The organism is Leclercia sp. EC_58 (assembly GCF_019584355.1).
In the GTDB taxonomy this organism is placed as follows: Bacteria; Pseudomonadota; Gammaproteobacteria; order Enterobacterales; family Enterobacteriaceae; genus Enterobacter.
Genome location: NZ_VDAM01000001.1, coordinates 116,525 through 143,212, shown reverse-complemented (window position 1 = coordinate 143,212; position 26,688 = coordinate 116,525). Strand labels below are relative to the sequence as shown.

Sequence of the window (26,688 nt, the reverse complement as noted above, 5' to 3'; positions counted from 1 at the left end):
TGCGGCCTCTGTTACTAAGGGGCCCGCAATTTGGGTAATAACGCCCAGGCCACCACCGCCGAACCGAGACAAATCGCACTGTTAAACAGCAGCGCATACTGGGCGGCGCTGGCCATGCCCAGCGGCAGCAGCAGGGCATACAGTGAAGCCGTTACGGCGATCCCCATTGCTCCGCCCAGCGAACTGCCCATCTTATAGATCCCTGATGCTACCCCAACTTTGCTCTCTGGCGCGTTCATCACCGCCGTGTCTGTGGATGGCGTGGCATAACAGCCCAGCCCGAGGCCAAAGAGGACGTTGCTGAAAAAGACGGTCACGATATAGATCTCTTTGCTCAGGAAAGTGCAGGAGATAAAGGTGATGCCGATTGCGGTCAACACCGGGCCGGTCATCATCGGCAGGCGGGCGCCATAGCGTTGAAGCAGCTTTTCTCCAACGCGAATCATGGCGAGCACCGTCACCAGATACCCCAGCGTCATCATTCCGGTTTGCAAAGGCGTCAGATGATGGCCCTGCTGTAACCAGATGCTGGTGATCATCATGGTGCCAATACAGCCGTTGAGCATGAAGTTTGAGAGCACCGCCGCGCTGTAGGCCCGGTTTTTAAACAGCGCAAAATCAATCAGCGCCGCATCGCCTTTGCGCAGGCCGGTATAGATAAAACCGAGTGCCGCGAGGATCGTTGCCCCCAGCACCGTCAGTGACAGGCCGCTGCCCCAGCCCCAGCTATGCCCTTTGCTGATAAACAGGTTGAGCAGCACCAGCATACAGACAAAACTCACCAACCCGCCAATATCCAGCTTGTGCTGACCAGCACTGGCGCTTCGGCTTTCCGGCGTACCGCGGATCAACAGCAGTGCAGCCAGGGCCATCGCGATGGAAAAAACAAAAATCCAGCGCCAGCCCAGGCTGGTGGCAATCGCGCCGCCAACAAACGAGCTCAGGCCACTGCCGCCCCAGGAGCCAATGACCCAGAAGCTGATCGCCCGCTGGCGCGCTTTACCGTCGTACCAGGTTTTAATCAGCGCCAGTGTCGCGGGCATAATGCAGGCTGCCGACAGCCCCTGGATCGCCCGTCCCAGCAGGAAAAGCACCGGTTCCCGGGCCAGAAACAGCAGGCCGCTGCCGATGATACTCAGCACCAGGCCGATAACCGTCAGGCGCACGCGGCCAAACTTATCGGCAAAGCCACCGCTGGCAACCACAAAGCAGCCGCTGAATAACGCGCTGAGACTGACTGCCAGCGTGAGCGTCTCCAGGGATATGTCGAGGCTATTTTTCATGGCCGGCACAACGTTAATCACCGACTGGGCAAATAACCAGAATGTCAGAACGCTCAGAACAATACCCGCCAGCAGTCGATCGTTACCTGCGAAAGCCGGGGTGCCTGTCAGGGGAACGGTACTCATTGTGCAGCCCTCCTGGGGATATGGTATCAACGCAGATAGTGTTCGGTCAGGGCGCTCCAGAGTGCGGCGCCGGTGATCAGGATCTTGTCGTTAAAGTCATAGCCCGGGTTATGCACCATGCAGCGATCCGCTTCATCGCCCGAGCCGATGGTGAAGTAACAGCCATCAGGGTTCTTTTCAAGCATAAAGGCGAAGTCTTCACTGCCCATGAATGAACCGATAGCGGCCACAGCATCCTGTCCGAACAGATCCTGGGCGACGGTACGCACCATCTCGTTGGCCGCAGGATTATTGATGAGCACCGGGCTGCCGTTGATATGACGGATGGTGGCCGTGGCGTTGAAGCTCTCTGCCTGCGCAACGGCGATATCGTGGATGCGCTGCAGAACGGTTTGACGCACCTTTTCGTTCAGGGTGCGCACGGTCAGTTTCATCAGAACTTTGTCATTGATGATGTTGGGCGCATGACCGGCCTGAATACTGCCGACCGTCACCACGGCGGGTTCAAACGGAGTGATATTGCGCGACACAATCGACTGCAGAGCGAGGGTAATATGGCAGGCCACCAGCGTAGCATCGACGGTATGTTCCGGCAGGGCACCGTGCCCACCCACGCCATTAACTTCAATGTGTATAGTGTCCGAGGAGGCCATCATGGCGCCATCGCGCAGGCCAATTTTGCCCAGTTTCTGCCCCGGCATATTATGCAGGCCAAAAATATGGTCGCAGGGGAAGGTCTCAAACAGGCCATCTTCGACCATCACCCGTCCGCCATACAGGAGCTCTTCCGCTGGCTGGAAAATCAGGTGCAGCGTACCGTTAAAGTTGCGGGTGCGCGCCAGGTACTCGGCGGCATAGAGCAGGGTGGTGGTGTGGCCGTCGTGACCGCAGCCGTGGAATTTGCCTTCAACGGTGCTGCTCCACGCTTTGCCGCTCTCCTCCTGCATCGGCAACGCATCCATGTCGGCGCGAAGACCAAGACGTTTGCTGCCGTTGCCCACTTTCAGGGTGCCGACCACCCCGGTTTTTGCCATCCCGCGATGTACCTCATATCCCCATTGCTGAAGCAGTTCCGCAACGCGCTGGCTGGTTTGCTGCTCCTCAAAACCGATCTCAGGATGCTGATGAAAATGCCGCCGCAGCTCAATAAACTGCGCTTCGTTGCCCTGCAGTGCTTCAACAATCGGATGTGTCATTTTTGTTATCCTTTTTTTATCAAACAATGCTAATTTCGAGTTTATGCCGATCGCAGCGACGGAAAACGCACTTTTTTGTTGTGAAGCGACGCATTATTTCTGATTGTTTTTCATACAATTCCGTTATGACAAAAAACAGCGCCTCATAATTTGTCTTCCCTGGAGGAACACATGGAGCAACGGGGTAGCGAGTTTTGGGTGAAGGTGCAGGATATTCGTCAGTTTCATCAGGAGGAGGACGACGCGCTGACGCTGCTGTGGCTGCTGGAAGGGAGCGCCGACCTGCACACCGACCAGCGGCAGATGACCCTGACAGCGGATAGCCTGACGATCGTTAATCGCAATCAACGCTGGCAGCTCACCAGCGAGAGCGGCAATACGACGATGTGTGTCATGCTTTCCGGGCGCAGGATCCAGCAGCTCTGTAGCGACTTTTTTACCCATGATTACGCCATCCCGCCCGAAGCCGGGAGCAGCTGGCCTCCTGGTGATGAGCTACGCCATCTTCTGCGCCAACTGCTGGTCTGCACCCTGATCAACGATCAGCATCGCTACCGGCTGGAGGCGACCCGCTGGCTGAGCGAGATCCTGCTCCTGCTGACCAGCCGGTTTCAGCAACCCGCCCGCCTGCTTCTGCGGGAACATCATCCGGGCGTAAGCAAACGCATCGCCCGGGTGGTGGAACGCATCAACGCCAGCTACACCCGACGCATTACGCTTGCTGAAATCGCCGGAAGCGAATTTGTTTCAGAAGCCTGGCTCTCCCGTCTTTTTCGCAAAGAGATGGGCGTCAGTTTTATGCAGTACATTACCACCCTGCGCCTTGAGAAGGCGGCCGACGCGCTTCGCCTGACCAACCGCCCGCTGCATCAGATTGCGCTGGAGCAGGGGTTCGCCAGTACGCGGATGATGAGCGATCTGTTCCGGCGTCATCACCAGATGGCCCCGGGAGCGTATCGCAAACAACGTCGTCATCACGCCGGGATGCCCCGTCTACGTCCAGGCAATGGGGATCAGCGTTATCCGGTGGCGGTAGACAAGCTCTTCAGCCTGCTAAATGAAGCCGAAACGCGCGGTCGGGAGCCGTTGCCATTAACTCCGCATCCGGTGCAGGAGAGAGTGCTCGATCTGCATCTTCTCAAGCCCGCCGCGCCGCTGCGTCATACCCGAATGGTGGTGACGGTGCGTGAGCTGGACGATCTGCTGCGCGAGGATGTGCGCCGGGAGCTGGAAAAGCTGGGGGAGGCGATGCCCCTTTTTGGAATTGATATCGCGGAGCCGTTTCTCAGTAGCCGCCTGTTTGCCAGCGGCTGGGACGATCCGCTGATGGCAGGTTATGCCTGCTGGTACAACCTTCATCAGGTCTTCAGCTGGCTTGCGCAAAAACAGTGGACGGTGCTGCTGCATACCGGCCTGACAACCCGCACCGATCTGCTGGCGCGCTTCTTACAGCAGTCGGTCAATCACTTTTCGCCTGAGATTACCGGTCGCTGGCAATTTGTGATGCACTGGTCAACGCAGGCGAGCGAGGAGACAAGAACGCAGGTCTGGCAGGCTCAGCGAGCGACGCTGCGGGAATATCTGCCGCAGGCGACGTTCGGCGTCTGGCACCGTTTTGCGCCCGGGCACACGGGGCATAACGATGAAGCACTGCTGGACTCGACTCTTATCACCCAAGCCGATTTTTTGGCCTGTCCGGCTGATGCCAATGAGCTTCTCGATCTGGCGCAGCTGGATCCGGCTCATCTCTCTTCCTCTGAAAACTATCCGGTGCAGAAGGTCCGGCAGATCCTGACCTCGCTTCGTCAGCGAAAGCTCTCGCTTCCGGTATGGCTGCTGTCGTGGAATACCCTCACCGGGAACACGCGGGCCACCAACGGCTGGTTTTTTCGTGGGGCACTGCTGATGCAAAACCTGCTCGGACTGTCGGAACAGGTGTGGCTGGCCGGGTTCTGGCTCAACTCGGGCTTACAGGGGGAAGCGCGGGCCAACAATACCATCGATACCTCGAGCCTGGCGCTGCAGTACAACCACGGCCTGCCGCGCCCGATATATTGGGTAGTCTGGCTGTGGCGACGCCTGCGCGGTGAGGTATTGGTCAACGAAAAGAATCTTCTGCTATTGCGCCACCACAACGGATACCAACTGCTGCTGCGCAATACGGTGGTGTTTAATCCGTTACTCTCCAGCGAAGAGGCTTTCATTCAGCGTTTTCGCCAGCAGTACCATGTTCAGCTGAAGGGGCTAAGCGGCAGGTGGCGAATTAAGTGTCATCTGTTTGATCAGCACAACGGCGCGCTGTACCCCTTGATTGAAGGCGTGCGCAGTGAAAGGGGACCTGACGAAGAGATGTGGCGCTGGATGGAGCATAAAGCGCGTCCAACGCTGTCAATGCGTGATGAACGGCTTCATGATGGCTGGCAGATTACGGCGTCGCTGGAAAGCAACGCGCTGATGCTCTTTGAGCTCGCGCCGTTGCTCTCTCATGAGACGTAATTATTCGCCGCGATAGATGCAGCCTGCGGTGCAGGTCTCTTTGATCATTACCGCACTCAGCAGCGGCACCAGCGGTTTGATCTCATTCCAGATCCATTTTGCCAGCACTTCGCTGGTCGGGTTTTCAAGTCCCGGAATATCGTTCAGATAGTAATGATCGAGGCGATCGTAGGTCGGTTTGAAGGCGGCCTTCAGCTCGGCAAAATCCATGATCCAACCGGTATGCGGATCGACTTCACCCGTGATCTCCAGACGCACCATAAAGGAGTGTCCGTGCAGACGACCACATTTATGCCCTTCCGGGACGTGAGGCAGATGGTGGGCGGCTTCGAAGATGAAATCTTTAAACAGTGTGGTGGACATCGTGGACTCTCAAAAATGCGGAAAAAACCGCCGTAGAGTACCGGAAAGTACATTTTTTATCATTAACTAAAACGGGCATTATAGTCAGGGGCACCAGACAGCGTAATTAGCGCTGTTTTTTAGTTTAATTTTCAAAGAGATGGTTAATCACTTTTATTGTTAAGAACAATAGCTAAAAGAGGTTAGTCCATTTGGTTATTTATTATTTCTATCGTGTCTTTAATTGTTATGATCCGCGCCGTTAACCTTACACTCTGTTCTGTCTTTCAGATAAAAATTCAGCTTTGCTACTGGAACATAACGACGCATGACAACACAGGCCCCACCTTCAAATTTGCTTCCCCTGAACCCGGAGCAACTGGCACGCCTGCAGGCGGCCACCACTGACTTTTCACCCACCCAGCTGGCCTGGGTATCCGGTTATTTCTGGGGAATGCTCAATCAACAGCCGGGGGCTGTGGCGAGTGCGCCTGCTACGGCTGTTGAGATCCCGGCAATCACGCTTATCTCCGCCTCGCAAACCGGCAACGCCCGTCGCGTGGCGGAAGCCCTGCGCGACGATCTGCTTGCAGCCAAACTGAACGTGAACCTGGTGAACGCCGGGGACTATAAATTTAAGCAAATCGCGTCAGAGAAGCTGGTTATCGTTGTAACCTCAACCCAGGGCGAAGGTGAGCCGCCTGAAGAAGCGGTTGCGCTGCATAAGTTCCTGTTCTCGAAAAAGGCGCCAAAACTGGCGGGCACCGCCTTTGCGGTCTTCGGCCTGGGCGACTCTTCCTATGAATTCTTCTGCCAGTCGGGCAAAGATTTCGACAGCAAACTGGCCGAGCTGGGGGCAGAACGCCTGCTGGACCGCGTCGATACCGACGTTGAATACCAGGCTGCGGCGGCCGAATGGCGCGCGCGCATTGTCGAGGTGCTGAAAGCCCGCGTACCGACCGAGACGCCAGCCCAGGCGGCAGCCACCGCCGCTGGCGCAGTCAACGACATTCACACCAGCCCCTACACCAAAGAAGCCCCGCTGACGGCGAGCCTCTCGGTGAACCAGAAAATTACCGGTCGCGATTCAGAAAAAGATGTACGCCATATCGAAATCGATCTCGGCGACTCCGGCTTGCGCTACCAGCCGGGCGATGCTCTTGGCGTCTGGTACCAGAACGATCCGGCGCTGGTGAAAGAGCTGGTTGAGCTGCTGTGGCTGAAGGGTGACGAACCGGTCACCGTGGAAGGCAAAACGCTGCCGCTCTCTGAAGCGCTGCAGTGGCATTTCGAGCTGACCGTTAATACCGCGAACATCGTGGAAAACTACGCCACCCTGACCCGCAGCGAATCCCTGCTGCCGCTGGTGGGCGACAAAGCCAAACTGCAACACTACGCCGCCACCACGCCTATCGTGGATATGGTGCGTTTCGCGCCAGCCCAGCTCGAAGCCGATGCGTTAATCGGCCTGCTGCGTCCGCTGACGCCGCGCCTCTACTCAATCGCCTCTGCCCAGGCTGAGGTGGAGAACGAAGTCCACGTCACCGTGGGCGTGGTGCGTTACGACATCGAAGGCCGCGCCCGTGCCGGCGGCGCGTCGAGTTTCCTTGCGGATCGCGTGGAAGAAGAGGGCGAGGTGCGGGTCTTTATCGAGCACAACGACAACTTCCGTCTGCCTGCCAACCCGGAAACCCCGGTGATCATGATTGGCCCGGGCACCGGTATTGCACCGTTCCGCGCCTTTATGCAGCAGCGCGCCGCCGACGAAGCGCCGGGTAAAAACTGGTTGTTCTTCGGCAACCCATACTTCACCGAAGATTTCCTCTATCAGGTGGAGTGGCAGCGCTACGTTAAAGAGGGCGTACTGAGCCGCATCGATCTGGCCTGGTCCCGCGATCAGAAAGAAAAAATCTACGTACAAGACAAACTGCGCGAACAGGGCGCAGAGCTGTGGCGCTGGATCAATGACGGTGCCCACATTTATGTCTGCGGCGACGCCAATCGCATGGCGAAAGACGTTGAGCAGGCGTTGCTGGAAGTGATTGCCCAATTCGGCGGTATGGATGCCGAAGCGGCGGATGAATATTTAAGTGAGCTGCGCGTCGAGCGCCGTTATCAGCGAGATGTCTACTAATGAGCGAAAAACATCCTGGCCCACTGGTGGTCGAAGGCAAACTGTCTGATGCCGAGCGCATGAAGGTTGAGAGTAACTACCTGCGCGGCACCATTGCCGAAGATTTAAATGACGGTCTGACCGGCGGTTTCAAAGGCGACAACTTCCTGCTGATCCGTTTCCACGGCATGTACCAGCAGGACGACCGCGATATCCGCGCCGAGCGTGCTGAACAGAAGCTGGAGCCGCGTCATGCGATGCTGCTGCGCTGCCGCCTGCCGGGTGGCATCATCACCACCAAACAGTGGCAGGCGATCGACAAGTTTGCCGGTGAAAATACAATTTACGGCAGCATCCGTCTGACCAACCGTCAGACCTTCCAGTTCCACGGCATTCTGAAGAAGAACGTGAAGCCGGTACACCAGATGCTGCACTCCGTCGGGCTGGACGCGCTGGCGACCGCCAACGACATGAACCGTAACGTGCTCTGCACCTCTAACCCGTACGAGTCCGAGCTGCATGCCGAAGCGTACGAGTGGGCGAAGAAGATCTCCGAGCATCTGCTGCCGCGTACCCGCGCTTATGCCGAGATCTGGCTCGATCAGGAGAAAGTGGCGACCACTGACGAAGAGCCGATCCTGGGCCAGACTTACCTGCCGCGTAAGTTCAAAACCACGGTGGTGATCCCGCCGCAGAACGATATCGATCTGCACGCCAACGACATGAACTTCGTGGCAATCGCCGAGCACGGCAAGCTGGTGGGCTTTAACCTGCTGGTGGGCGGCGGTCTCTCTATTGAGCACGGTAACAAAAAGACTTACGCCCGTACCGCGAGCGAGTTTGGCTATCTGCCGCTGGAGCACACCCTGGCGGTGGCGGAAGCGGTAGTGACAACTCAGCGCGACTGGGGTAACCGTACCGATCGTAAAAACGCCAAGACCAAATATACCCTTGAGCGCGTAGGCGTGGAGACGTTTAAAGCCGAAGTGGAACGCCGCGCGGGCATCAAGTTTGAGCCGATCCGCCCGTACGAATTTACCGGTCGCGGGGATCGTATTGGCTGGGTAAAAGGTATCGACGATAAATGGCACCTGACGCTGTTTATTGAAAATGGCCGTATCCTGGATTATCCGGGCCGTCCACTGAAAACCGGCCTGCTGGAGATCGCGAAGATACACCAGGGCGAGTTCCGTATCACCGCCAACCAGAACCTGATCATTGCCGGCGTGCCGGAAAGCCAGAAGGCGAAGATCGAGAAGCTGGCGCGGGATCATGCCCTGATGGAGGCAGTTAAACCGCAGCGCGAAAACTCCATGGCTTGCGTGTCGTTCCCTACCTGTCCGCTGGCAATGGCTGAGGCCGAACGTTTCCTGCCGTCGTTCACCGACAAGGTCGAAGCGATTCTGGAAAAACATGGCATCCCGAACGAACATATCGTGATGCGCGTGACCGGCTGCCCGAACGGCTGCGGCCGCGCGATGCTGGCCGAACTGGGGCTGGTGGGTAAAGCGCCGGGGCGCTACAACCTGCACCTGGGCGGCAACCGTATCGGCACCCGTATTCCGCGCATGTTCCGGGAAAACATCACCGAGCCGGAAATCCTTGATTCCATCGACCTGCTTATCGGGCGCTGGGCGAAAGAGCGCGAAGCGGGTGAAGGCTTCGGCGACTTTACGGTGCGTGCGGGCATCATTCGTCCGGTGCTCGATCCCGCAAGGGATTTCTGGGAGTAACATCCCACGGGTTTTACCGATTTTCCAGGCCGGGCAGACGCAGTGCCGCCCGGCAAAACAGGCAAACGAGGTTCTTATGTCCGTACTCGATCTAAACGCCCTTAACGATCTGCCAAAAGTCGAACGCATACTGGCGCTGGCCGAAACCAACGCGGAGCTGGAGAAGCTGGACGCCGAAGGCCGCGTCGCCTGGGCGCTGGAAAATCTGCCGGGCGAATATGTGCTGTCGTCGAGCTTCGGTATTCAGGCGGCGGTTAGCCTGCATCTGGTGAATAAAATTCGCCCGGATATCCCGGTGATCCTCACCGATACCGGCTACCTGTTCCCGGAAACCTACCAGTTTATTGATGAGCTGACGGACAAGCTTAAGCTGAACCTGAAGGTCTACCGTGCAGAGCAGAGCGCGGCCTGGCAGGAAGCACGCTACGGCAAGCTGTGGGAGCAGGGCGTAGAGGGCATTGAGAAGTATAATGCCATCAACAAAGTCGAGCCGATGAACCGGGCGCTGTCCGAACTTAACGCCAAAACCTGGTTCGCCGGCCTGCGCCGGGATCAGTCCGGCAGCCGCGCGTCCTTACCGGTGCTGGCGATCCAGCGCGGGGTGTTCAAGGTGCTGCCGATCATCGACTGGGACAACCGGACCGTATACCAGTACCTGCAACAGCATGGCCTGAGATACCATCCGCTGTGGGATCAGGGCTATCTGTCGGTGGGGGATACCCATACCACCCGTAAATGGGAGCCGGGTATGGCAGAAGAAGAAACCCGTTTCTTTGGCCTCAAGCGCGAGTGCGGGCTGCACGAAGGCTAATTATTTGGTAAAAAGACTACGCCTCCTGTTTCAATAACAGGAGGCGTTTTTTATTGCAGGGAATTTATCACAATATTTTATTTTACGTCCTGTTACGGACTTGTCTATTACGCAAAAATATTTATCCAGCCAATTGCTTCTGTTAATCACTAAATAAATTCTGAATTATTATGGGTAATATTTATCAATAGAATTATTTACTTTATAAAGCGTAGTAGTTTTTAAATATTGAACGAGATATATACATAAGGGAGTTGTGCATGAAGGAATATAAAACCGTTATTTACCAGGAAGGTATGCTAGGAAGTTTGTTTTTTGGCGCATCCAAAGTTAACCCTGTAAAGTTTACCGAGTTTCTCAATAAAAATGGCCGCGAGGGCTGGAGGGTGGTGACAATGGAGAAAGATGTCCGTCGTATGCTGCTATTTTTTGCGCGTGAAGCCTACGTTGTCATCCTTGAAAGAGACGTATGAAAATAACCTCTATTCTCTGTTTATTGATCCTGGTGGCCTGGGGTGTTTGCGCCCTCATCCAGTTATGGTTTACGCCAATGAGTGCTCTGACATTTATTAAGCTCTCTGTCACTGCCGGGATCCTGGACGTTGTTATCTTGATAATAGGTTTATGCAAGCGGGAATATTGTGACGAGAAAGAGATGAAAAAGGGCGGTTATCTCGATTGATTTGCTTTAGCTACGCTTGTCTTATTTTTTTCTGCTGAGCAATGCGGAGTTGCTCAGCAGAATCGTTGTACCCTTTCAGCCCTCTTCTTGTCATTTTATCAATGAGCTGACGACAATCCTTGCTGTCAGCGAATCTATTATTTGATGGTTTTATTTTCCGCTTTCGCCAGCTCCTTCACCAGCGGCAGCATCACCCGTACCACATCCCGGCTGCGGTGTTCAATCCGCTTCGGCAATGCCTCGTCGATATACTGCAGATTATCCAGCCTGACGTCGTGCCAGCTTGTTCCCTCTGGAAACGCTTTAGATTTTGCCTGCTGCTGATAACCATCCTTCTTGCCCAGGGACCAGTTGGTCGCTTCAACGTAGAGCACCGGGATCCCGGCTTTATCGAACACCTCGCCATCATTGCAGCAGCCGGTGCCTTTCGGATACGCGGCATTGCCGCCCGGGTTGGTGGCCGCATAGATGCCGTAGGCGCGGGCAATCGCCAGCGCGCGGTCACGGGTTAACTTGCGTACCGGACCTGGGGTGGTTTTGCCGCTGTTGAAATAGAGCTTATCCCCCACAATCATATTATCGAGGTTGATCACCAGCAGGGTGTTTTTCTTCTCGGCCGCGCTCATGCGTTTAAGGACATTCTCGGCGCCCAGGCGTCCCTCTTCCTCACCGCTGGTGGCGATAAAGCGGATGCTGTACTGGGTGGGAATATCTTTTAGCTGATCGGCCAGCTCCAGCATCACCCCGACCCCGGCGGCATTATCATCAATGCCCTGTAACGTGAGGCCGCCGAGATTGTTGTCGGCATCGCTGTCGCTCATCGGGGCATAAGTATCGAGGTGCGCCAGAATAATAATCTGCTGCGCGGCTTTGCCTTCATGGGCCGCAATCACGGTGCTGCCGGTGACGTTGTGCCAGTTCTTGTTCAGATTGCGTGAGGTATAGATGTAGCGGCTCTGAAATGTGCGGATATCGCTCTGGTAGCCCATCCCGGCGAACTGCTGGCGCACGTAGTCAGCGGAGAGCATTTCGGCGGGGGTGCCGGTCATCCGACCCGGAAAAAAGGTGGCAATATGACGTGCCTGCGTCGCGGCCATCTCACCCAGGGGCGAGGTCTTAGCCTGAACCGTTCCGATTAAGCAAACGCCGAGCGCCAGGGCAGCGTATCGGTGGCGCATTGCGGAAAACATAGTGAGTCCTTAAAAAAATAACGCAAAATTTTAACGCGCTTAGTATGAAACTGTGACCGCGCTTACACAATTTGATTTGCTCTTAAATGCCCGGAATGTCGCGCGTTAAGCACTTTTTGATATGAGCTTTTTCAGCGCGTTATTCCATTGAGTAACTACTCATTCCAATTCGTAATTTCATTCGCTCGTAGCCGCCCCCTATAGTCCCCCTATTCCTTGTTGTTAGCGAGTTGTAGCATTGTGGATTACCTTCCTTTATTCGCTGCTGTAAAAGACCGCCCGGTGCTGGTTGTCGGCAGCGGCGAAATCGCTGAGCGCAAAATTGCCTTTTTACATCGGGCAGGCGCGCGCGTGCAGGTTGTTGCCGAAGCGGACTTTGCTGAAGCGCAAATCGACAATGTGGTGCTGGTGATTGCCGCCACCGAAAACCGGGCACTCAACCAGCGCATCTCCGATGCCGCCCACGCCCGTCACCGTCTGGTGAACGTGGTGGATGACCAGCCGCTCTGCTCCTTTATTTTTCCGTCGATTGTTGACCGCTCGCCGCTGTTGGTGGCGATCTCCTCCGGCGGCACCGCGCCGGTGCTGGCGCGCGTCCTGCGGGAAAAAATCGAGGCGCTGCTGCCCACCAGCCTTGGCCGGATGGCAGAAAAAGCCAGCTTCTGGCGCAACCATCTGAAAACCCGCCTGACCAGCGTGGCGGAACGCCGACGCTTCTGGGAGCGCGTGTTTCGTGGCCGCTTTGCCAGCCTGATGCAGGCCGGTAATGAGACGGCGGCGCAGAAGATCCTCGAAGACGAACTGGACAACCCGGGCAGCACCAGCGGGGAGATCATCCTCGTTGGCGCGGGGCCGGGTGATGCCGGATTGTTGACGCTTCGCGGCCTTCAGGTACTCCAGGATGCGGATGTGGTGTTCTATGACCATCTGGTGACCGACGGGGTGCGCGAGCTGATTCGTCGCGACGCCGAGCAAATCTGCGTCGGCAAACGCGCGGGCGGCCACGCCGTACCGCAGCATGAAACCAATCAGATGCTGATCGCCGCCGCGAAAGAAGGCAAAACCGTGGTGCGTCTCAAAGGTGGCGATCCGTTCATCTTTGGTCGTGGTGGCGAAGAATTGCAGGCGGCAGCCGAAGCGGGCGTGCCGTTCCAGGTGGTGCCGGGGATCACCGCAGCCTCCGCGGTAACGGCCTACGCCGGTATTCCACTGACGCACCGGGATTATGCCCAGAGCGTCACCTTTGTCACCGGCCACTATAAAGCCGACAGCACCCCGTTTGACTGGACCCATCTGGCCCAGAGCCGTCAGACGCTGGCGATCTATATGGGCACCATGAAAGCGGCGGAAATCAGTGAACAACTTATTCGCCACGGGCGCGATGCAGATACGCCTGTGGCAGTGATATCCCGCGGCACGCGCGTCGATCAACACGTGGTGACCGGCACATTACAACACCTTGCAACCCTGGCGAAAGATGCCCCGATGCCCGCCCTGATTGTGGTGGGGGAAGTGGTGCAGCTGCACAGCACGCTCGCCTGGTTCCAACATACAACCGACACAGAAGGCTTTGGTTCTTCTGTTATCAATTTGGCTTAAGGAACGGTTATGGATCAAAAACGACTGACGCACCTGCGGCAACTGGAAGCGGAGAGTATTCATATTATCCGCGAAGTGGCCGCTGAGTTTGCAAATCCGGTAATGATGTACTCCATCGGCAAAGACTCCAGCGTAATGCTGCACCTGGCGCGTAAAGCGTTTTATCCAGGCACGCTGCCGTTCCCGCTGCTGCACGTGGATACCGGCTGGAAATTCCGCGAAATGTATGAGTTCCGTGACCGTACCGCCAAAGCCTACGGCTGTGAACTGCTGGTGCATAAAAACCCGGAAGGGGTGGCGATGGGCATTAACCCGTTTGTCCACGGCAGCGCCAAGCACACCGACATCATGAAGACCGAAGGGCTGAAGCAGGCGCTGAACAAATACGGCTTTGATGCCGCTTTCGGCGGCGCCCGCCGGGATGAAGAGAAATCCCGCGCCAAGGAGCGTATCTACTCCTTCCGTGACCGCTTCCACCGCTGGGACCCTAAAAACCAGCGTCCGGAGCTGTGGCACAACTACAACGGCCAGATCAATAAAGGCGAAAGCATCCGCGTCTTCCCGCTCTCCAACTGGACCGAGCTGGATATCTGGCAGTACATCTATCTGGAAAACATCGAGATCGTTCCGCTGTATCTGGCGGCTGAACGTCCGGTGCTGGAGCGCGACGGCATGCTGATGATGATCGACGACGATCGCATCGACCTGCAGCCTGGCGAAGTGATCAAAAAGCGGATGGTGCGCTTCCGTACCCTCGGCTGCTGGCCGCTGACCGGCGCGGTGGAATCCGACGCGCAAACGCTGCCGGAGATCATCGAAGAGATGCTGGTGTCCACCACCAGCGAGCGACAGGGGCGCGTGATTGACCGCGACCAGGCAGGCTCGATGGAGCTGAAGAAACGTCAGGGTTATTTCTAAGGAGCCGCCATGAATACCACTATTGCTCAACAGATCGCCAATGAAGGCGGCGTCGAAGCCTACCTGCACGCCCAGCAGCACAAAAGTTTGCTGCGTTTTCTGACCTGCGGCAGCGTGGACGACGGAAAAAGCACCTTGATTGGCCGTCTGCTGCACGATACCCGTCAGATCTATGAAGATCAGCTCTCTTCCCTGCACAACGACAGCAAGCGTCACGGTACCCAGGGTGAAAAACTCGATCTGGCGCTGCTGGTGGATGGCCTGCAGGCGGAGCGCGAGCAGGGCATCACCATCGACGTGGCCTATCGCTATTTCTCCACCGAGAAGCGCAAATTTATCATCGCCGACACCCCAGGGCATGAGCAGTATACCCGCAATATGGCGACCGGGGCCTCAACCTGCGACCTGGCGATCCTGCTGATCGACGCCCGTAAAGGGGTCCTGGATCAGACCCGCCGTCACAGCTTTATCTCCACGCTGCTGGGGATCAAGCATCTGGTGGTGGCGGTTAACAAGATGGATCTGGTGAACTTCAGCGAAGAGAAGTTTAACGAGATCCGCGAGAGCTATCTCACCTTTGCCGAGCAGCTGCCGGGCAACCTCGATATCCGCTTTGTGCCGCTTTCGGCGCTGGAAGGGGATAACGTCGCTTCGCAGAGCGTGAGCATGCCATGGTACAGCGGCCCAACGCTACTGGAAGTGCTGGAGACCGTTGAGATCCAGCGCGACGTGGATACGCAGCCGATGCGCTTCCCGGTGCAGTACGTCAACCGCCCGAACCTCGATTTCCGCGGCTTCTCCGGCACGATTGCCTCCGGCAGCGTGCGCGTAGACCAGCGCGTGAAAGTGCTGCCGTCAGGCGTGGAATCGGCCATTGCCCGTATCGTGACCTTCGATGGCGATCTGCAGGAAGCGGGTGCCGGCGAAGCGGTCACCCTGGTGCTGAAAGATGAGATTGATATCAGCCGCGGCGATCTGCTGGTGGATGCGCAGGAGTCGCTGCCTGCGGTACAAAGCGCCGCGGTGGATGTGGTGTGGATGGCCGAGCAGCCGCTGAGCCCGGGCCAGAGCTACGACATCAAGATTGCCGGGAAGAAAACCCGCGCCCGCGTGGACGGCATTCAGTATCAGGTCGACATTAACAACCTGGCGCAGCACAGCGTGACTGAACTGCCGCTGAACGGCATCGGTCTGGTGGATTTCACCTTCGACGAACCGCTGGTGCTGGACGAGTATCAACAGAACCCGGTGACCGGCGGGCTGATTATTATCGACCGTCTGACCAACGTCACCGTTGGCGCAGGGATGGTGCGCGAACCTAAAGCGCAGGCGAGCGCGGTGCCGTCGGAATTCAGCGCCTTTGAGCTGGAGCTCAACGCGCTGGTGCGCAAACACTTCCCGCACTGGGGCGCGCGCGATCTGCTGGGAGGCAAGTAATGGCGCAGCATGATGAGAACGTCGTCTGGCATCCTCATCCGGTCACGGTGGCCGAACGCGAACAGCTCCACGGTCACCGTGGGGTTGTGCTGTGGTTTACCGGGCTCTCGGGGTCCGGTAAGTCCACCGTTGCGGGTGCGCTGGAAGAGGCGCTGCACAAAGCGGGCGTCAGCACCTATCTGCTGGATGGCGACAACGTGCGCCACGGGCTGTGCAGCGATCTGGGCTTTAGCGATGCGGATCGCAAAGAGAACATCCGTCGGGTGGGCGAAGTGGCCAGCCTGATGGCCGATGCCGGGCTGGTGGTGTTAACCGCCTTTATCTCACCGCACCGCGCCGAGCGGCAGATGGTGCGTGAGCGGGTAGGAAACAGCCGCTTCATTGAAGTGTTTGTCGATACCCCGCTGGAAATATGCGAGCAGCGCGATCCGAAGGGACTGTACAAAAAGGCGCGCGCTGGCGAGCTGAAGAATTTTACCGGCATTGATGCGGTTTACGAAGCGCCGGAAAACCCCGATATCCACCTGGAAGGCCAACAATTGGTAACAAATTTGGTGGGTCAATTATTAGACCTGCTCCGGCAGGGCGATATTATCAGATCCTGAGATGGTATTGATGGGGATGCTTAATCTCCATCAATATGTCACGGTCACAGGATCAGCTATGCGGAACAGTGAAAACTACATCATCACCGGGTCGGACACAGTATCGGCACATGACGAGACGACCTGGTCTTTTCCTGGGGCGATTGTCGGCTTTGCGTCATGGCTGATGGCACTGGGGATCCCTTTCCTGTTTTACGGCAGCAATACGCTGTTTTTCTTCCTTTATACCTGGCCTTTCTTTCTGGCGCTGATGCCCGTTGCCGTAGTGGTAGGGATCGCGCTGCACTCTCTGCTTAACGGCAAACTGCTCTACAGCGCCCTGATAACGGTTATGACGGTCGTCGCCATGGTCGGACTGTTATTTTTGTGGCTCATGGGATAAGTTCAGCCATAATTCAAACCGTAACCAACTATGAGACATTGTTGGCTTGCGCGAATCTGCAAAAAAAATGTGGTACATTTGCCCGCAATGTTGCGGCATCTCTGTAGCCCCGATGTAGAGTCATGGGGAAAGTTATGGGATGATGATGCCGTTTTTCAGGGGGCAGGATGGGTAAACTTACGCTGCTGTTGCTGGCTCTGCTGGTCTGGCTTCAGTATTCGCTGTGGTTCGGTAAGAACGGCCTTCACGATTACAGTCGCGTCAGCGATGACGTGACGGCGCAGCAGGCAACAAACAGCAAATTAAAAGCGCGAAACGATCAGCTGTTTGCGGAAATTGACGATCTCAATGGCGGACAGGAAGCCATTGAAGAGCGCGCGCGCAACGAACTCAGCATGACTAAGCCGGGCGAAACCTTCTATCGTCTGGTGCCGGATGCGTCTAAACGCAACCAGGGCTCAGTACAAAACACTCGATAATCAGGCCCAGGATTACGCCATGGCAGTAACTTTTTCCAACGTATGCGCCGTTGTGCCAGCCGCCGGGTTTGGCCGGCGCATGCAGACTGAATGTCCTAAACAATACCTTTCAATTGGTGATAAAACGATCCTTGAGCACACCGTGGCGGCGCTGCTGGCGAACCCACGCGTGACGCGGGTCGTTATCGCTATCAGCCCGGGCGACGCCCGCTTCGCCGCGCTGCCGCTTGCCCGCCATCCGCAGATCACCGTAGTGGACGGTGGCGCAGAGCGCGCCGATTCGGTGCTGGCGGGACTGAAAGCCGCCGGTGACGCGCAGTGGGTGCTGGTACATGACGCCGCGCGTCCATGCCTGCATCAGGATGACCTGGCGCGGCTGCTGGCCATCAGCGAAACCAGCCGCGTTGGCGGCATTCTCGCCACGCCGGTCCGCGATACCATGAAGCGCGGCGAGCCGGGCCTGCCGGCCATCGCCCATACGGTGGAGCGCGTTGACCTCTGGCATGCGCTCACGCCGCAATTTTTCCCTCGCGAGCTGTTGCACCACTGCTTAACCCGTGCGCTGAACGAAGGCGCGACCATCACCGACGAAGCCTCGGCGCTGGAGTATTGCGGTTTTCACCCGGAACTGATTGAAGGGCGCGCAGATAATATAAAGGTGACGCGCCCCGAAGATTTACAGCTGGCAGAATTTTATCTTACCCGTTCGACCCATCAGGAGAAGGCATAATGCGAATTGGACATGGTTTTGACGTACACGCCTTTGGCGGCGAGGGCCCAATTATCATTGGCGGCGTACGCATCCCTTACGAAAAAGGACTGCTCGCGCATTCTGATGGCGATGTTGCACTGCACGCGTTAACCGATGCGCTGCTGGGTGCCGCGACGCTGGGTGATATCGGCAAGCTGTTCCCGGACACCGATCCGGCCTTCAAAGGGGCCGACAGCCGCGAGCTGCTGCGCGAGGCCTGGCGCCGTATTCAGGCCAAAGGCTATACCCTCGGCAACGTGGATGTGACCATTATTGCCCAGGCGCCGAAAATGCTGCCGCATATTCCCCAGATGCGCGTCTTTATCGCCGAAGATCTTGGCTGCCATATGGACGACGTCAACGTCAAAGCGACCACCACCGAGAAACTCGGCTTTACCGGCCGTGGTGAAGGCATCGCCTGCGAAGCCGTGGCGCTGCTGGTGAAGGCGGTAAAATGACGGACTTCGACAACCTGACCTACCTGCACGGTAAACCGCAGGGTACGGGGCTGCTGAAAGCCAACCCGGAAGATTTTAGGGTCGTCGAGGATCTGGGTTTCGAGCCGGATGGCGAGGGTGAGCACATTCTGGTGCGGATCCTGAAGAATGGCTGTAACACCCGTTTTGTGGCCGATGCGCTGGCAAAGTTCCTGAAAATTCACGCCCGTGAAGTGAGCTTCGCCGGGCAGAAAGACAAACACGCTGTGACGGAACAGTGGCTCTGCGCGCGGGTGCCGGGTAATGGGATGCCTGACTTAAGCCAGTTTCAGCTCGAAGGCTGCCAGGTACTGGAATACGCCCGCCATAAGCGCAAGCTGCGCCTCGGCGCGTTAAAGGGCAATGCTTTTACCCTGGTGCTGCGCGAGGTAAGCAACCGCGACGAGGTGGAGCAACGTCTTAAGGCCATCCAGGCGCAGGGGGTGCCGAACTACTTTGGTGCCCAGCGTTTCGGTATTGGCGGCAGTAACTTACAGGGTGCGCTGCGCTGGGCGCAGAGCAATGCTCCGGTGCGCGATCGCAATAAACGCAGTTTTTGGTTGTCGGCAGCCCGCAGCGCGTTGTTTAATCAAATCGTCAGCGAGCGACTGAAAAAAACAGACGCGAATCAAGTTGTTGTCGGCGATGCGCTACAATTAGCGGGACGCGGCAGCTGGTTTGTCGCCACTGACGAAGAGCTACAGGATGTGCAGGCGCGCGTCGAGGCAAAAACGCTGATGATCACTGCGGCCCTGCCGGGTACCGGCGACTGGAGTCCGCAGGGTGATGCGCTGCGCTTTGAACAGTCTGCCATCGCCAATGAAACAGAGTTATGCTCACTGCTGGTGCGGGAAAAAGTCGAAGCGGCACGCCGGGCGATGCTGCTCTATCCGCAACAGTTGAGCTGGAACTGGTGGGATGACGTAACCGTCGAGCTACGTTTCTGGCTGCCGGCAGGCAGCTTTGCCACCAGTGTTGTCAGGGAACTTATCAACACTTCGGGTGACTATGCGAATATTGCTGAGCAACGATGACGGGATCCATGCGCCAGGCATTCAGACGCTGGCGAAAGCGCTACGTGAGTTCGCCGAGGTGCAGGTGGTGGCTCCCGATCGTAACCGCAGCGGTGCCTCTAACTCGTTAACCCTCGAGTCGTCTCTTCGCACCTTTACCTTCGATAACGGTGATATCGCCGTGCAGATGGGCACCCCGACCGACTGTGTCTTTCTGGGGGTTAATGCGCTGATGCGTCCCCGCCCGGACGTGGTGGTCTCCGGCATTAATGCCGGACCCAACCTGGGCGATGACGTGATCTACTCCGGTACGGTGGCGGCTGCCATGGAAGGACGCCATCTCGGCTTTCCTGCCCTGGCGGTCTCGCTTAACGGCCATCAGCATTATGACACCGCCGCCGCGGTCACCTGTGCCATTCTGCGGGCGCTGAGCCGTGAGCCGCTACGCACTGGCCGCATCCTTAATATCAACGTGCCCGATCTGCCGCTGGATCAAATCAAAGGTATCCGCGTGACGCGCTGTGGCAGCCGCCACCCGGCGGATAAAGTGATCCCGCAGGAAGATCCGCGCGGCAACACGCTGTACTGGATTGGTCCGCCGGGCGAAAAACATGATGCCGGGCCGGATACCGATTTCGCCGCCGTAGATGAAGGCTACGTCTCCGTCACCCCGTTGCACGTCGATTTGACCGCGCATAACGCGCAGGATGTGGTTTCAGGCTGGCTGGATCGCGCCGGGGTGAGCTCGCAATGGTAAGCAATCGTGTACAAACTCTTCTGAATCAATTACGCAGTCAGGGCATTGCTGACGAGCGGGTGCTGGACGCCATCTCGCGGGTACCGCGGGAAAAGTTCGTGGATGAGGCGTTTGAGCACAAGGCGTGGGAAAACGTCGCGTTGCCGATAGGGCAGGGGCAAACCATCTCCCAGCCCTATATGGTGGCGCGCATGACCGAGCTGCTGGAGCTGACCCCGGACTCGCGGGTGCTGGAGATTGGCACCGGTTCTGGATACCAGACCGCCATTCTGGCGCACCTGGTGCATCATGTCTGCTCGGTTGAGCGCATTAAAGGGCTGCAATGGCAGGCACGCCGCCGCCTGAAGCATCTCGATTTACATAATGTTTCTACCCGTCACGGGGATGGCTGGCAGGGCTGGAAGGCTCGCGGCCCGTTTGATGCCATTATCGTGACGGCTGCACCGCCTGAGATCCCGGCTGCGCTGATGGCGCAACTGGACGACGGCGGGATCCTCGTTTTACCGGTGGGCGATGAACACCAGCTGTTGAAGCGTGTTCGTCGACGGGGCAACGAGTTTATTATCGATACCGTAGAAGCCGTACGTTTCGTGCCTCTGGTAAAAGGAGAGCTGGCCTGAGACTCGGATTTTTCCAGGGTTATTCAGGCAAATTCAGCGTATGGTGTGGCGCAAAACGTCGTGACATTACGGTAATTTTAAGTCACTGGTAATTAAAAATAATCCTGGGGGATAAATGAGCGCGGGAAGCCCAAAATTCACCATCAGCCGTGTTGCGGCATTGTCACTGGTTTCAATCTGGTTGGCAGGTTGTTCAACATCGAATAATGCCCCTGCGCCTGTAAGTTCGGTCGGCGGTGATAGCGGTTCTGGTAATTCATCCGGTGGCATGCTGATCACCCCTCCGCCTAAGATGGGCACCTCAACGGCGCAACAAACTCCGCAAATCCAGCCTGTTCAGCGTCCGGTTACCCAGCCAGTACAGATTCAGCCAGTGGAACAACCTGTCCAGACGGAAAATGGCCGCATTGTGTATAACCGCAAGTATGGGAACATTCCGAAAGGTAGCTATACCGGCGGCAGCACTTACACCGTGAAACGCGGCGATACCCTCTTCTATATTGCCTGGATCACCGGGAACGATTTCCGTGATTTAGCAGAGCGAAACAACGTTCCGGCCCCGTATAGCCTGAATGTCGGTCAGACGCTGCAAGTAGGCAATGCGACCGGCGCGCCGTTAACGCCAGGCAATACCGTTTCTGCGGCTGACGTCACGGCGCAAAATAACAGTGTGACGCCTGCGCAAAAATCAAGCACAGTGGTTGCGTCGCAACCGACAATTACGTATTCTGAAGATTCAGGTGAACAGAGTGCTAACAAGATGTTGCCGAACAATAAGGGGACTGCGACTGTTGTTACAGCACCCGTTACGGCTCCTGTGGTTAGCTCTACCGCACCCGTTGCCAGTAGTCAGACGTCCAGCTCGCCAATTTCTTCGTGGCGCTGGCCGACTGAAGGCAAGGTTATCGAGAACTTTTCTTCCTCCGAGGGGGGAAATAAAGGGGTCGATATCGCAGGGAGTAAGGGACAGGCTATTATCGCGACCGCTGATGGACGCGTGGTATACGCCGGTAACGCTCTGCGCGGTTACGGTAATCTTATTATCATCAAACACAACGATGATTACCTGAGTGCCTACGCCCATAACGATACGATGCTGGTCCGGGAACAACAAGAAGTTAAGGCGGGGCAGAAAATAGCTACCATGGGTAGCACCGGAACCAGTTCTACACGCTTGCATTTTGAAATTCGTTACAAGGGGAAATCCGTAAACCCGCTGCAGTATTTACCGCAGCGATAATTTGGCGGGACATATCTTTTGGTATGTTGCGCCCAGGGATCACGGGTAGGAGCCACCTTTATGAGTCAGAATACGCTGAAAGTTCATGATTTAAATGAAGACGCGGAATTTGATGAGAACGGAGTAGAGGCTTTTGACGAAAAAGCCTTAGTAGAAGAGGAACCCAGTGATAACGATTTAGCTGAAGAAGAGCTGTTATCGCAGGGTGCCACACAACGTGTGCTGGACGCGACTCAGCTTTACCTTGGAGAGATTGGTTACTCCCCACTGTTAACAGCCGAAGAAGAAGTTTACTTCGCGCGCCGGGCATTACGTGGTGATGTGGCTTCACGTCGTCGCATGATTGAAAGTAACCTGCGTCTGGTGGTTAAGATTGCCCGTCGTTACAGCAATCGCGGTCTGGCTCTGCTGGATCTGATTGAAGAGGGCAACCTGGGCCTGATCCGCGCAGTAGAGAAATTTGACCCTGAACGTGGGTTCCGTTTCTCAACTTATGCGACCTGGTGGATCCGACAGACCATCGAACGGGCAATTATGAACCAGACCCGTACGATCCGTCTGCCTATTCACATCGTGAAAGAGCTGAACGTCTATCTGCGTACCGCACGCGAGTTGTCCCATAAGCTGGACCACGAGCCAAGCGCGGAAGAGATTGCCGAACAGCTTGATAAACCTGTTGATGATGTTAGCCGTATGCTGCGTCTCAACGAGCGTATTACCTCTGTCGACACCCCGCTGGGTGGCGATTCCGAGAAAGCACTGCTGGACATCCTGGCCGATGAAAAAGACAACGGCCCGGAAGACACCACACAGGACGATGATATGAAACAGAGCATCGTCAAATGGCTGTTCGAACTGAACGCCAAACAGCGTGAAGTGCTGGCACGTCGTTTCGGTCTGCTGGGGTATGAAGCTGCGACACTGGAAGATGTCGGTCGTGAAATCGGCCTGACCCGTGAACGTGTTCGTCAGATTCAGGTAGAAGGTCTGCGTCGCCTGCGTGAAATCCTGCAGGGGCAAGGGCTGAATATCGAAGCGCTGTTCCGCGAGTAAGCACCTTTTCGTCAAAAAAGGCCAGTCGAAAGACTGGCCTTTTTCTTTTGCTTAAGGCGCTGCGGTTTCGTGTAGCAGACGCCAGGTGAGGTTGTCTCCCTCCTGGTTCAGGATGGCGCTGGACCAGCGCACGTTCACCGGCTGATCCGGGCGGGTTTGTGTTTCACGATAGTGAAGCACCGCGCCGTTATCCCAGGTCTGTAACGTTGTTAATTCATCAATCACGATCTTCAGCCCCGGACGGCTTCCGCGCTGCGCCTCGAGGAAACGTGCGAGCGCGGGGTGATCCATGTGTGCGCCGGTTGGGGCAATCATCAAAAAGTCCTGATGAAAACGGGCGAGCAGGGGGGCAAAATCGCCTTCACCCTGGCCTAACCACTTTTCTAATGCGATGTGAGCATCAATAATTTCTGTTTCATAGCGGGTCATTCTCTCTCCTTTACCATCATTTTGCGAACCAACTCCCTAAACTGGCGACGCTCCTCAGCCGTTAAACGCCCCAGAAAAGCCTCATCGACATGATTCCCTACCGGTTTACAGTTGCCGAGCAACGCTTCGCCTTCCGGAGTTAAGAATACAAACCGGCGGCGCTTATCTGCAGCATCGGCTTCGCGCTTCACCAGCCCACGTAATTCCATACGGCTCAGCATCTCCGCGAGGGTAGCTTTGGTGCTTACCGCCGCTTCGGTGAGCGCCACCTGCTCAATGCCGGGATGTTCCGCGATAGAACGCAGCACCGCGTATTGCGGCTTAGTCAGCTCGGGTAAGGCCTGCTGCCAGCGCGCAGTATGTTGCTGAAAAAGCTGACGTAACAGGTGGAACGCTTCTTGTTTTAGCTCCATGAACTCTCCGGCATAAAAATGATCTCTTTATGATAGCCCCGATCAGCGGTGAATTTAATGCGGTCCGTTTTACCATTTCGTGTGATCGTATACGAACGATCTTGTCAGCGCCCAGTTCCGGGCGTACGGTAAGCAACAAGTTCGTATACGAACAAATAAAATGAGGTGTTGGATGAGATTGATTGTTGGGATGACAGGGGCGACCGGTGCGCCGCTTGGCGTGGCATTGCTGCAGGCGCTGCGCGACATGCCGCAAGTAGAAACCCATCTGGTGATGTCGAAATGGGCGAAAACAACGATTGAACTGGAAACGCCGTATACCGCTCAGGATGTTGCCGGACTGGCGGATGTGGTTCACAGCCCGGCGGATCAGGGGGCAACTATCTCATCCGGCTCCTTTCGCACCGACGGCATGATCGTCATTCCCTGCAGCATGAAAACGCTGGCGGGCATCCGCGCAGGCTACGCCGAAGGGCTGGTGGGGCGTGCCGCTGACGTGGTGTTAAAAGAGGGACGCAAGCTGGTGCTGGTCCCGCGGGAAATGCCGCTCAGCACTATCCATCTTGAAAATATGCTGGCGCTTTCCCGCATGGGCGTGGCAATGGTGCCGCCGATGCCCGCTTATTACAACCATCCGCAAACCGCCGATGACATTACTCAACACATTGTGACCCGGGTGCTCGATCAGTTTGGTCTGGTGCATAACAAAGCCCGTCGCTGGGAGGGGTTACAGGCGGCCAGACATTTTTCCCAGGAGAATAAACATGGCATTTGATGATTTGAGAAGCTTCCTGCAGGCGCTCGATGAACAAGGGCAACTGCTGAAAATCACGGAACAGGTCGATGCGGAGCCGGATCTGGCCGCGGCAGCCAACGCCACCGGGCGCATTGGCGATGGCGCACCTGCGCTCTGGTTTGATAACATCCGCGGCTTTACCGACGCCCGCGTGACGATGAACACCATCGGATCCTGGCAAAACCACGCCATCTCGATGGGGCTGCCGCCAAATACGCCAGTGAAAAAGCAGATCGACGAGTTTATTCGCCGCTGGGATAACTTCCCGGTTGCGCCGGAGCGTCGCGCCAACCCGGCCTGGGCTGAGAACACGGTGGATGGCGACGCGATCAACCTGTTCGATATTTTGCCGCTGTTCCGCCTGAACGACGGTGACGGTGGTTTCTACCTCGATAAAGCCTGTGTGGTCTCCCGCGATCCGCTCGATCCGGATCACTTCGGCAAGCAGAACGTCGGCATCTACCGCATGGAGGTGAAGGGCAAACGCAAGCTGGGTCTGCAGCCGGTGCCGATGCATGACATCGCCCTGCATTTGCATAAAGCGGAAGAGCGCGGGCAGGATCTGCCGATTGCGATCACCCTGGGCAATGACCCGATCATCACCCTGATGGGGGCGACGCCGCTGAAGTACGATCAATCAGAATATGAGATGGCGGGAGCGTTGCGCGAAAGACCGTATCCGATCGCCACCGCGCCGCTCACCGGTTTTGACGTGCCCTGGGGTTCGGAAGTGATCCTCGAAGGGGTGATTGAAGGCCGCAAACGCGAAATCGAAGGGCCGTTCGGGGAGTTCACCGGACACTACTCCGGTGGCCGTAACATGACCGTGGTGCGCATCGATAAAGTCTCTTACCGCACATAACCGATTTTTGAGTCGCTCTATCTTGGGATGCCGTGGACCGAAATCGACTATCTGATGGGCCCGGCAACCTGTGTGCCGCTCTACCAGCAGCTGAAAGCTGAATTCCCGGAAGTGCAGGCGGTGAACGCTATGTACACCCACGGCCTGCTGGCAATTATCTCCACCAAAAAACGCTACGGCGGCTTTGCCCGTGCCGTTGGCCTGCGGGCAATGACCACACCGCACGGTCTGGGCTACGTGAAGATGGTGATCATGGTGGATGAGGATGTCGATCCGTTCAACCTGCCGCAGGTGATGTGGGCCCTGTCGTCGAAAGTGAACCCGGCAGGGGATCTGGTGCAGTTGCCGAATATGTCGGTGCTGGAGCTGGATCCAGGTTCAAGCCCGGCGGGGATCACCGACAAATTGATTATCGACGCCACCACACCGGTTGCACCCGATATGCGTGGACACTACAGCCAGCCGGTACAGGATCTGCCTGAAACCAAAGCCTGGGCTGAAAAACTGACTGCGATGCTGGCCGCACGTAAATAAGGAGGGGAAAATGATTTGTCCACGTTGTGCCGATGAACATATTGAGGTGATGGCGACGTCGCCAGTTAAAGATGTCTGGACGGTGTATCAGTGCCAGCACTGTCTCTATACCTGGCGTGATACCGAGCCGCTGCGCCGCACCAGCCGTGAGCACTATCCCGAAGCGTTTCGCATGACGCAGAAAGATATCGACGATGCCCCACAGGTGCCGACCATTCCGCCGTTACTGGCGGAAGATAAGCGCGGATAAAAAAGCCGGGTGGCGGCAACGCCTTACCCGGCCTGGGATTCAGCGTCTTTTGTAGGCCCGGTAAGCAATAACGCCACCGGGCGTAAAGCCCGCACGAAATCC

The 26,688-nt window shown here is 56.7% G+C and carries 27 protein-coding genes and 1 pseudogene; 21 read left to right on the top strand and 7 right to left on the bottom strand.

Annotation, left to right across the window (positions count from 1 at the left end):
- Positions 1-14 precede the first annotated feature (14 nt).
- Together FHC51_RS00725 and FHC51_RS00720 are read right to left on the bottom strand one after the other, a co-directional pair.
- Positions 15-1,409, bottom strand: coding sequence for an MFS transporter (locus FHC51_RS00725; protein WP_114316903.1), 1,395 nt, complete (start codon positions 1,407-1,409; stop codon positions 15-17).
- Between the two features lie 26 nt (positions 1,410-1,435).
- Positions 1,436-2,605: a M20 aminoacylase family protein gene (locus FHC51_RS00720; protein ID WP_220434701.1), complete on the bottom strand. Its 1,170-nt coding sequence runs from the start codon at positions 2,603-2,605 to the stop codon at positions 1,436-1,438.
- Positions 2,606-2,776: 171 nt separating this feature from the next.
- Between FHC51_RS00720 and FHC51_RS00715 the strand changes: the two genes are divergently transcribed.
- Positions 2,777-5,101, top strand: a complete 2,325-nt coding sequence (locus FHC51_RS00715; RefSeq protein WP_220434700.1) for a helix-turn-helix domain-containing protein — start codon at positions 2,777-2,779, stop codon at positions 5,099-5,101.
- On the opposite strand, the gene queD is transcribed toward FHC51_RS00715, so the two are convergent.
- Entirely contained in the window at positions 5,102-5,464 is a 363-nt protein-coding gene (gene queD / locus FHC51_RS00710) for a 6-carboxytetrahydropterin synthase QueD (RefSeq protein WP_220434699.1), read from the bottom strand. It abuts the gene before it with no gap.
- Positions 5,465-5,771: 307 nt separating this feature from the next.
- Here queD and cysJ point away from each other — a divergent pair, with 307 nt between their 5' ends.
- From cysJ to FHC51_RS00690, 4 genes are all read left to right on the top strand, one after another.
- Complete coding sequence (cysJ, locus tag FHC51_RS00705) at positions 5,772-7,577, top strand: NADPH-dependent assimilatory sulfite reductase flavoprotein subunit (RefSeq protein ID WP_220434698.1); 1,806 nt, start codon at positions 5,772-5,774, stop codon at positions 7,575-7,577.
- A complete protein-coding gene (gene cysI / locus FHC51_RS00700) occupies positions 7,577-9,289 on the top strand; it encodes an assimilatory sulfite reductase (NADPH) hemoprotein subunit (protein ID WP_220434697.1) in 1,713 nt (570 codons plus the stop codon). The genes cysJ and cysI overlap by 1 nt, the downstream gene beginning before the upstream one ends.
- A 76-nt stretch (positions 9,290-9,365) precedes the next feature.
- Positions 9,366-10,100 (top strand): phosphoadenosine phosphosulfate reductase, encoded by a 735-nt coding sequence (cysH, locus tag FHC51_RS00695; RefSeq protein ID WP_220434696.1) that lies wholly within the window; start codon positions 9,366-9,368, stop codon positions 10,098-10,100.
- A 260-nt stretch (positions 10,101-10,360) separates the two neighbouring features.
- Complete coding sequence (locus FHC51_RS00690) at positions 10,361-10,573, top strand: DUF4177 domain-containing protein (RefSeq protein ID WP_220434695.1); 213 nt, start codon at positions 10,361-10,363, stop codon at positions 10,571-10,573.
- Between the two features lie 346 nt (positions 10,574-10,919).
- Here the strand turns inward: FHC51_RS00690 and FHC51_RS00685 are convergent, their stop codons facing one another.
- Positions 10,920-11,972 (bottom strand): aminopeptidase, encoded by a 1,053-nt coding sequence (locus FHC51_RS00685; RefSeq protein WP_220434694.1) that lies wholly within the window; start codon positions 11,970-11,972, stop codon positions 10,920-10,922.
- Positions 11,973-12,212: 240 nt separating this feature from the next.
- Here FHC51_RS00685 and cysG point away from each other — a divergent pair, with 240 nt between their 5' ends.
- From cysG to FHC51_RS00630, 11 genes are all read left to right on the top strand, one after another.
- Entirely contained in the window at positions 12,213-13,571 is a 1,359-nt protein-coding gene (cysG, locus tag FHC51_RS00680; protein WP_114316909.1) for a siroheme synthase CysG, read from the top strand.
- A gap of 9 nt (positions 13,572-13,580) precedes the next feature.
- Positions 13,581-14,489: a sulfate adenylyltransferase subunit CysD gene (gene cysD, locus FHC51_RS00675; RefSeq protein WP_015963247.1), complete on the top strand. Its 909-nt coding sequence runs from the start codon at positions 13,581-13,583 to the stop codon at positions 14,487-14,489.
- A gap of 9 nt (positions 14,490-14,498) precedes the next feature.
- Entirely contained in the window at positions 14,499-15,926 is a 1,428-nt protein-coding gene (gene cysN / locus FHC51_RS00670) for a sulfate adenylyltransferase subunit CysN (RefSeq protein ID WP_220434693.1), read from the top strand.
- Positions 15,926-16,531, top strand: coding sequence for an adenylyl-sulfate kinase (gene cysC / locus FHC51_RS00665; protein WP_103822697.1), 606 nt, complete (start codon positions 15,926-15,928; stop codon positions 16,529-16,531). The genes cysN and cysC overlap by 1 nt, the downstream gene beginning before the upstream one ends.
- A 58-nt stretch (positions 16,532-16,589) precedes the next feature.
- Positions 16,590-16,913 carry a DUF3561 family protein gene (locus FHC51_RS00660; protein ID WP_103822696.1) on the top strand — a complete coding sequence of 108 codons (324 nt, stop codon included), beginning with the start codon at positions 16,590-16,592 and terminating at the stop codon, positions 16,911-16,913.
- Between the two features lie 167 nt (positions 16,914-17,080).
- A complete protein-coding gene (gene ftsB / locus FHC51_RS00655) occupies positions 17,081-17,392 on the top strand; it encodes a cell division protein FtsB (RefSeq protein ID WP_032613637.1) in 312 nt (103 codons plus the stop codon).
- A 19-nt stretch (positions 17,393-17,411) separates the two neighbouring features.
- A complete protein-coding gene (gene ispD, locus FHC51_RS00650) occupies positions 17,412-18,122 on the top strand; it encodes a 2-C-methyl-D-erythritol 4-phosphate cytidylyltransferase (protein ID WP_220434692.1) in 711 nt (236 codons plus the stop codon).
- On the top strand, positions 18,122-18,601 hold the full coding sequence (gene ispF / locus FHC51_RS00645; RefSeq protein ID WP_220434691.1) for a 2-C-methyl-D-erythritol 2,4-cyclodiphosphate synthase: 480 nt from the start codon (positions 18,122-18,124) through the stop codon (positions 18,599-18,601). The genes ispD and ispF overlap by 1 nt, the downstream gene beginning before the upstream one ends.
- Entirely contained in the window at positions 18,598-19,653 is a 1,056-nt protein-coding gene (gene truD / locus FHC51_RS00640) for a tRNA pseudouridine(13) synthase TruD (protein ID WP_220434690.1), read from the top strand. Before ispF ends, truD begins: the two co-directional genes overlap by 4 nt.
- Positions 19,628-20,389, top strand: coding sequence for a 5'/3'-nucleotidase SurE (gene surE, locus FHC51_RS00635; protein ID WP_103180914.1), 762 nt, complete (start codon positions 19,628-19,630; stop codon positions 20,387-20,389). The genes truD and surE overlap by 26 nt, the downstream gene beginning before the upstream one ends.
- Positions 20,383-21,009 carry a protein-L-isoaspartate(D-aspartate) O-methyltransferase gene (locus FHC51_RS00630; protein ID WP_220434689.1) on the top strand — a complete coding sequence of 209 codons (627 nt, stop codon included), beginning with the start codon at positions 20,383-20,385 and terminating at the stop codon, positions 21,007-21,009. The genes surE and FHC51_RS00630 overlap by 7 nt, the downstream gene beginning before the upstream one ends.
- A 66-nt stretch (positions 21,010-21,075) precedes the next feature.
- On the opposite strand, the gene FHC51_RS23140 is transcribed toward FHC51_RS00630, so the two are convergent.
- Complete coding sequence (locus tag FHC51_RS23140; RefSeq protein ID WP_231604148.1) at positions 21,076-21,279, bottom strand: hypothetical protein; 204 nt, start codon at positions 21,277-21,279, stop codon at positions 21,076-21,078.
- Here FHC51_RS23140 and nlpD point away from each other — a divergent pair.
- Together nlpD and rpoS are read left to right on the top strand one after the other, a co-directional pair.
- Positions 21,185-22,249 (top strand): murein hydrolase activator NlpD, encoded by a 1,065-nt coding sequence (gene nlpD, locus FHC51_RS00625; RefSeq protein WP_231604353.1) that lies wholly within the window; start codon positions 21,185-21,187, stop codon positions 22,247-22,249. The genes FHC51_RS23140 and nlpD overlap by 95 nt on opposite strands.
- A gap of 60 nt (positions 22,250-22,309) precedes the next feature.
- Positions 22,310-23,302, top strand: a complete 993-nt coding sequence (rpoS, locus tag FHC51_RS00620) for an RNA polymerase sigma factor RpoS (RefSeq protein WP_103180911.1) — start codon at positions 22,310-22,312, stop codon at positions 23,300-23,302.
- A 51-nt stretch (positions 23,303-23,353) separates the two neighbouring features.
- Here the strand turns inward: rpoS and FHC51_RS00615 are convergent, their stop codons facing one another.
- Positions 23,354-23,731, bottom strand: a complete 378-nt coding sequence (locus FHC51_RS00615) for a DUF4440 domain-containing protein (RefSeq protein ID WP_220434688.1) — start codon at positions 23,729-23,731, stop codon at positions 23,354-23,356.
- Positions 23,728-24,144: a MarR family winged helix-turn-helix transcriptional regulator gene (locus FHC51_RS00610; RefSeq protein ID WP_220434687.1), complete on the bottom strand. Its 417-nt coding sequence runs from the start codon at positions 24,142-24,144 to the stop codon at positions 23,728-23,730. Before FHC51_RS00610 ends, FHC51_RS00615 begins: the two co-directional genes overlap by 4 nt.
- 172 nt (positions 24,145-24,316) lie before the next feature.
- Here FHC51_RS00610 and FHC51_RS00605 point away from each other — a divergent pair, with 172 nt between their 5' ends.
- The 3 genes and pseudogenes from FHC51_RS00605 to FHC51_RS00595 all read left to right on the top strand — a co-directional run bounded on the left by FHC51_RS00605 (position 24,317) and on the right by FHC51_RS00595 (position 26,586).
- Positions 24,317-24,919 carry a non-oxidative hydroxyarylic acid decarboxylases subunit B gene (locus tag FHC51_RS00605; protein WP_220434686.1) on the top strand — a complete coding sequence of 201 codons (603 nt, stop codon included), beginning with the start codon at positions 24,317-24,319 and terminating at the stop codon, positions 24,917-24,919.
- Positions 24,909-26,336 (top strand): annotated as a pseudogene (locus FHC51_RS00600) (non-oxidative hydroxyarylic acid decarboxylases subunit C). Before FHC51_RS00605 ends, FHC51_RS00600 begins: the two are co-directional and overlap by 11 nt.
- A 10-nt stretch (positions 26,337-26,346) precedes the next feature.
- Positions 26,347-26,586 (top strand): non-oxidative hydroxyarylic acid decarboxylases subunit D, encoded by a 240-nt coding sequence (locus FHC51_RS00595; RefSeq protein WP_114316919.1) that lies wholly within the window; start codon positions 26,347-26,349, stop codon positions 26,584-26,586.
- The last annotated feature ends 102 nt before the right edge of the window (positions 26,587-26,688 follow it).

Excerpts from the sequence above, each read along its gene's own strand:
- FHC51_RS00725 (WP_114316903.1), bottom strand. The coding sequence starts at position 1,409 with ATGAGTACCGTTCCCCTGACAGGCACCCCGGCTTTCGCAGGTAACGAT.
- FHC51_RS00720 (WP_220434701.1), bottom strand. The coding sequence starts at position 2,605 with ATGACACATCCGATTGTTGAAGCACTGCAGGGCAACGAAGCGCAGTTT.
- FHC51_RS00715 (WP_220434700.1), top strand. The coding sequence starts at position 2,777 with ATGGAGCAACGGGGTAGCGAGTTTTGGGTGAAGGTGCAGGATATTCGT.
- queD (WP_220434699.1), bottom strand. The coding sequence starts at position 5,464 with ATGTCCACCACACTGTTTAAAGATTTCATCTTCGAAGCCGCCCACCAT.
- cysJ (WP_220434698.1), top strand. The coding sequence starts at position 5,772 with ATGACAACACAGGCCCCACCTTCAAATTTGCTTCCCCTGAACCCGGAG.
- cysI (WP_220434697.1), top strand. The coding sequence starts at position 7,577 with ATGAGCGAAAAACATCCTGGCCCACTGGTGGTCGAAGGCAAACTGTCT.
- cysH (WP_220434696.1), top strand. The coding sequence starts at position 9,366 with ATGTCCGTACTCGATCTAAACGCCCTTAACGATCTGCCAAAAGTCGAA.
- FHC51_RS00690 (WP_220434695.1), top strand. The coding sequence starts at position 10,361 with ATGAAGGAATATAAAACCGTTATTTACCAGGAAGGTATGCTAGGAAGT.
- FHC51_RS00685 (WP_220434694.1), bottom strand. The coding sequence starts at position 11,972 with ATGTTTTCCGCAATGCGCCACCGATACGCTGCCCTGGCGCTCGGCGTT.
- cysD (WP_015963247.1), top strand. The coding sequence starts at position 13,581 with ATGGATCAAAAACGACTGACGCACCTGCGGCAACTGGAAGCGGAGAGT.
- cysN (WP_220434693.1), top strand. The coding sequence starts at position 14,499 with ATGAATACCACTATTGCTCAACAGATCGCCAATGAAGGCGGCGTCGAA.
- cysC (WP_103822697.1), top strand. The coding sequence starts at position 15,926 with ATGGCGCAGCATGATGAGAACGTCGTCTGGCATCCTCATCCGGTCACG.
- FHC51_RS00660 (WP_103822696.1), top strand. The coding sequence starts at position 16,590 with ATGCGGAACAGTGAAAACTACATCATCACCGGGTCGGACACAGTATCG.
- ftsB (WP_032613637.1), top strand. The coding sequence starts at position 17,081 with ATGGGTAAACTTACGCTGCTGTTGCTGGCTCTGCTGGTCTGGCTTCAG.
- ispD (WP_220434692.1), top strand. The coding sequence starts at position 17,412 with ATGGCAGTAACTTTTTCCAACGTATGCGCCGTTGTGCCAGCCGCCGGG.
- ispF (WP_220434691.1), top strand. The coding sequence starts at position 18,122 with ATGCGAATTGGACATGGTTTTGACGTACACGCCTTTGGCGGCGAGGGC.
- truD (WP_220434690.1), top strand. The coding sequence starts at position 18,598 with ATGACGGACTTCGACAACCTGACCTACCTGCACGGTAAACCGCAGGGT.
- surE (WP_103180914.1), top strand. The coding sequence starts at position 19,628 with ATGCGAATATTGCTGAGCAACGATGACGGGATCCATGCGCCAGGCATT.
- FHC51_RS00630 (WP_220434689.1), top strand. The coding sequence starts at position 20,383 with ATGGTAAGCAATCGTGTACAAACTCTTCTGAATCAATTACGCAGTCAG.
- FHC51_RS23140 (WP_231604148.1), bottom strand. The coding sequence starts at position 21,279 with ATGCCACCGGATGAATTACCAGAACCGCTATCACCGCCGACCGAACTT.
- rpoS (WP_103180911.1), top strand. The coding sequence starts at position 22,310 with ATGAGTCAGAATACGCTGAAAGTTCATGATTTAAATGAAGACGCGGAA.
- FHC51_RS00615 (WP_220434688.1), bottom strand. The coding sequence starts at position 23,731 with ATGACCCGCTATGAAACAGAAATTATTGATGCTCACATCGCATTAGAA.
- FHC51_RS00610 (WP_220434687.1), bottom strand. The coding sequence starts at position 24,144 with ATGGAGCTAAAACAAGAAGCGTTCCACCTGTTACGTCAGCTTTTTCAG.
- FHC51_RS00605 (WP_220434686.1), top strand. The coding sequence starts at position 24,317 with ATGAGATTGATTGTTGGGATGACAGGGGCGACCGGTGCGCCGCTTGGC.
- FHC51_RS00595 (WP_114316919.1), top strand. The coding sequence starts at position 26,347 with ATGATTTGTCCACGTTGTGCCGATGAACATATTGAGGTGATGGCGACG.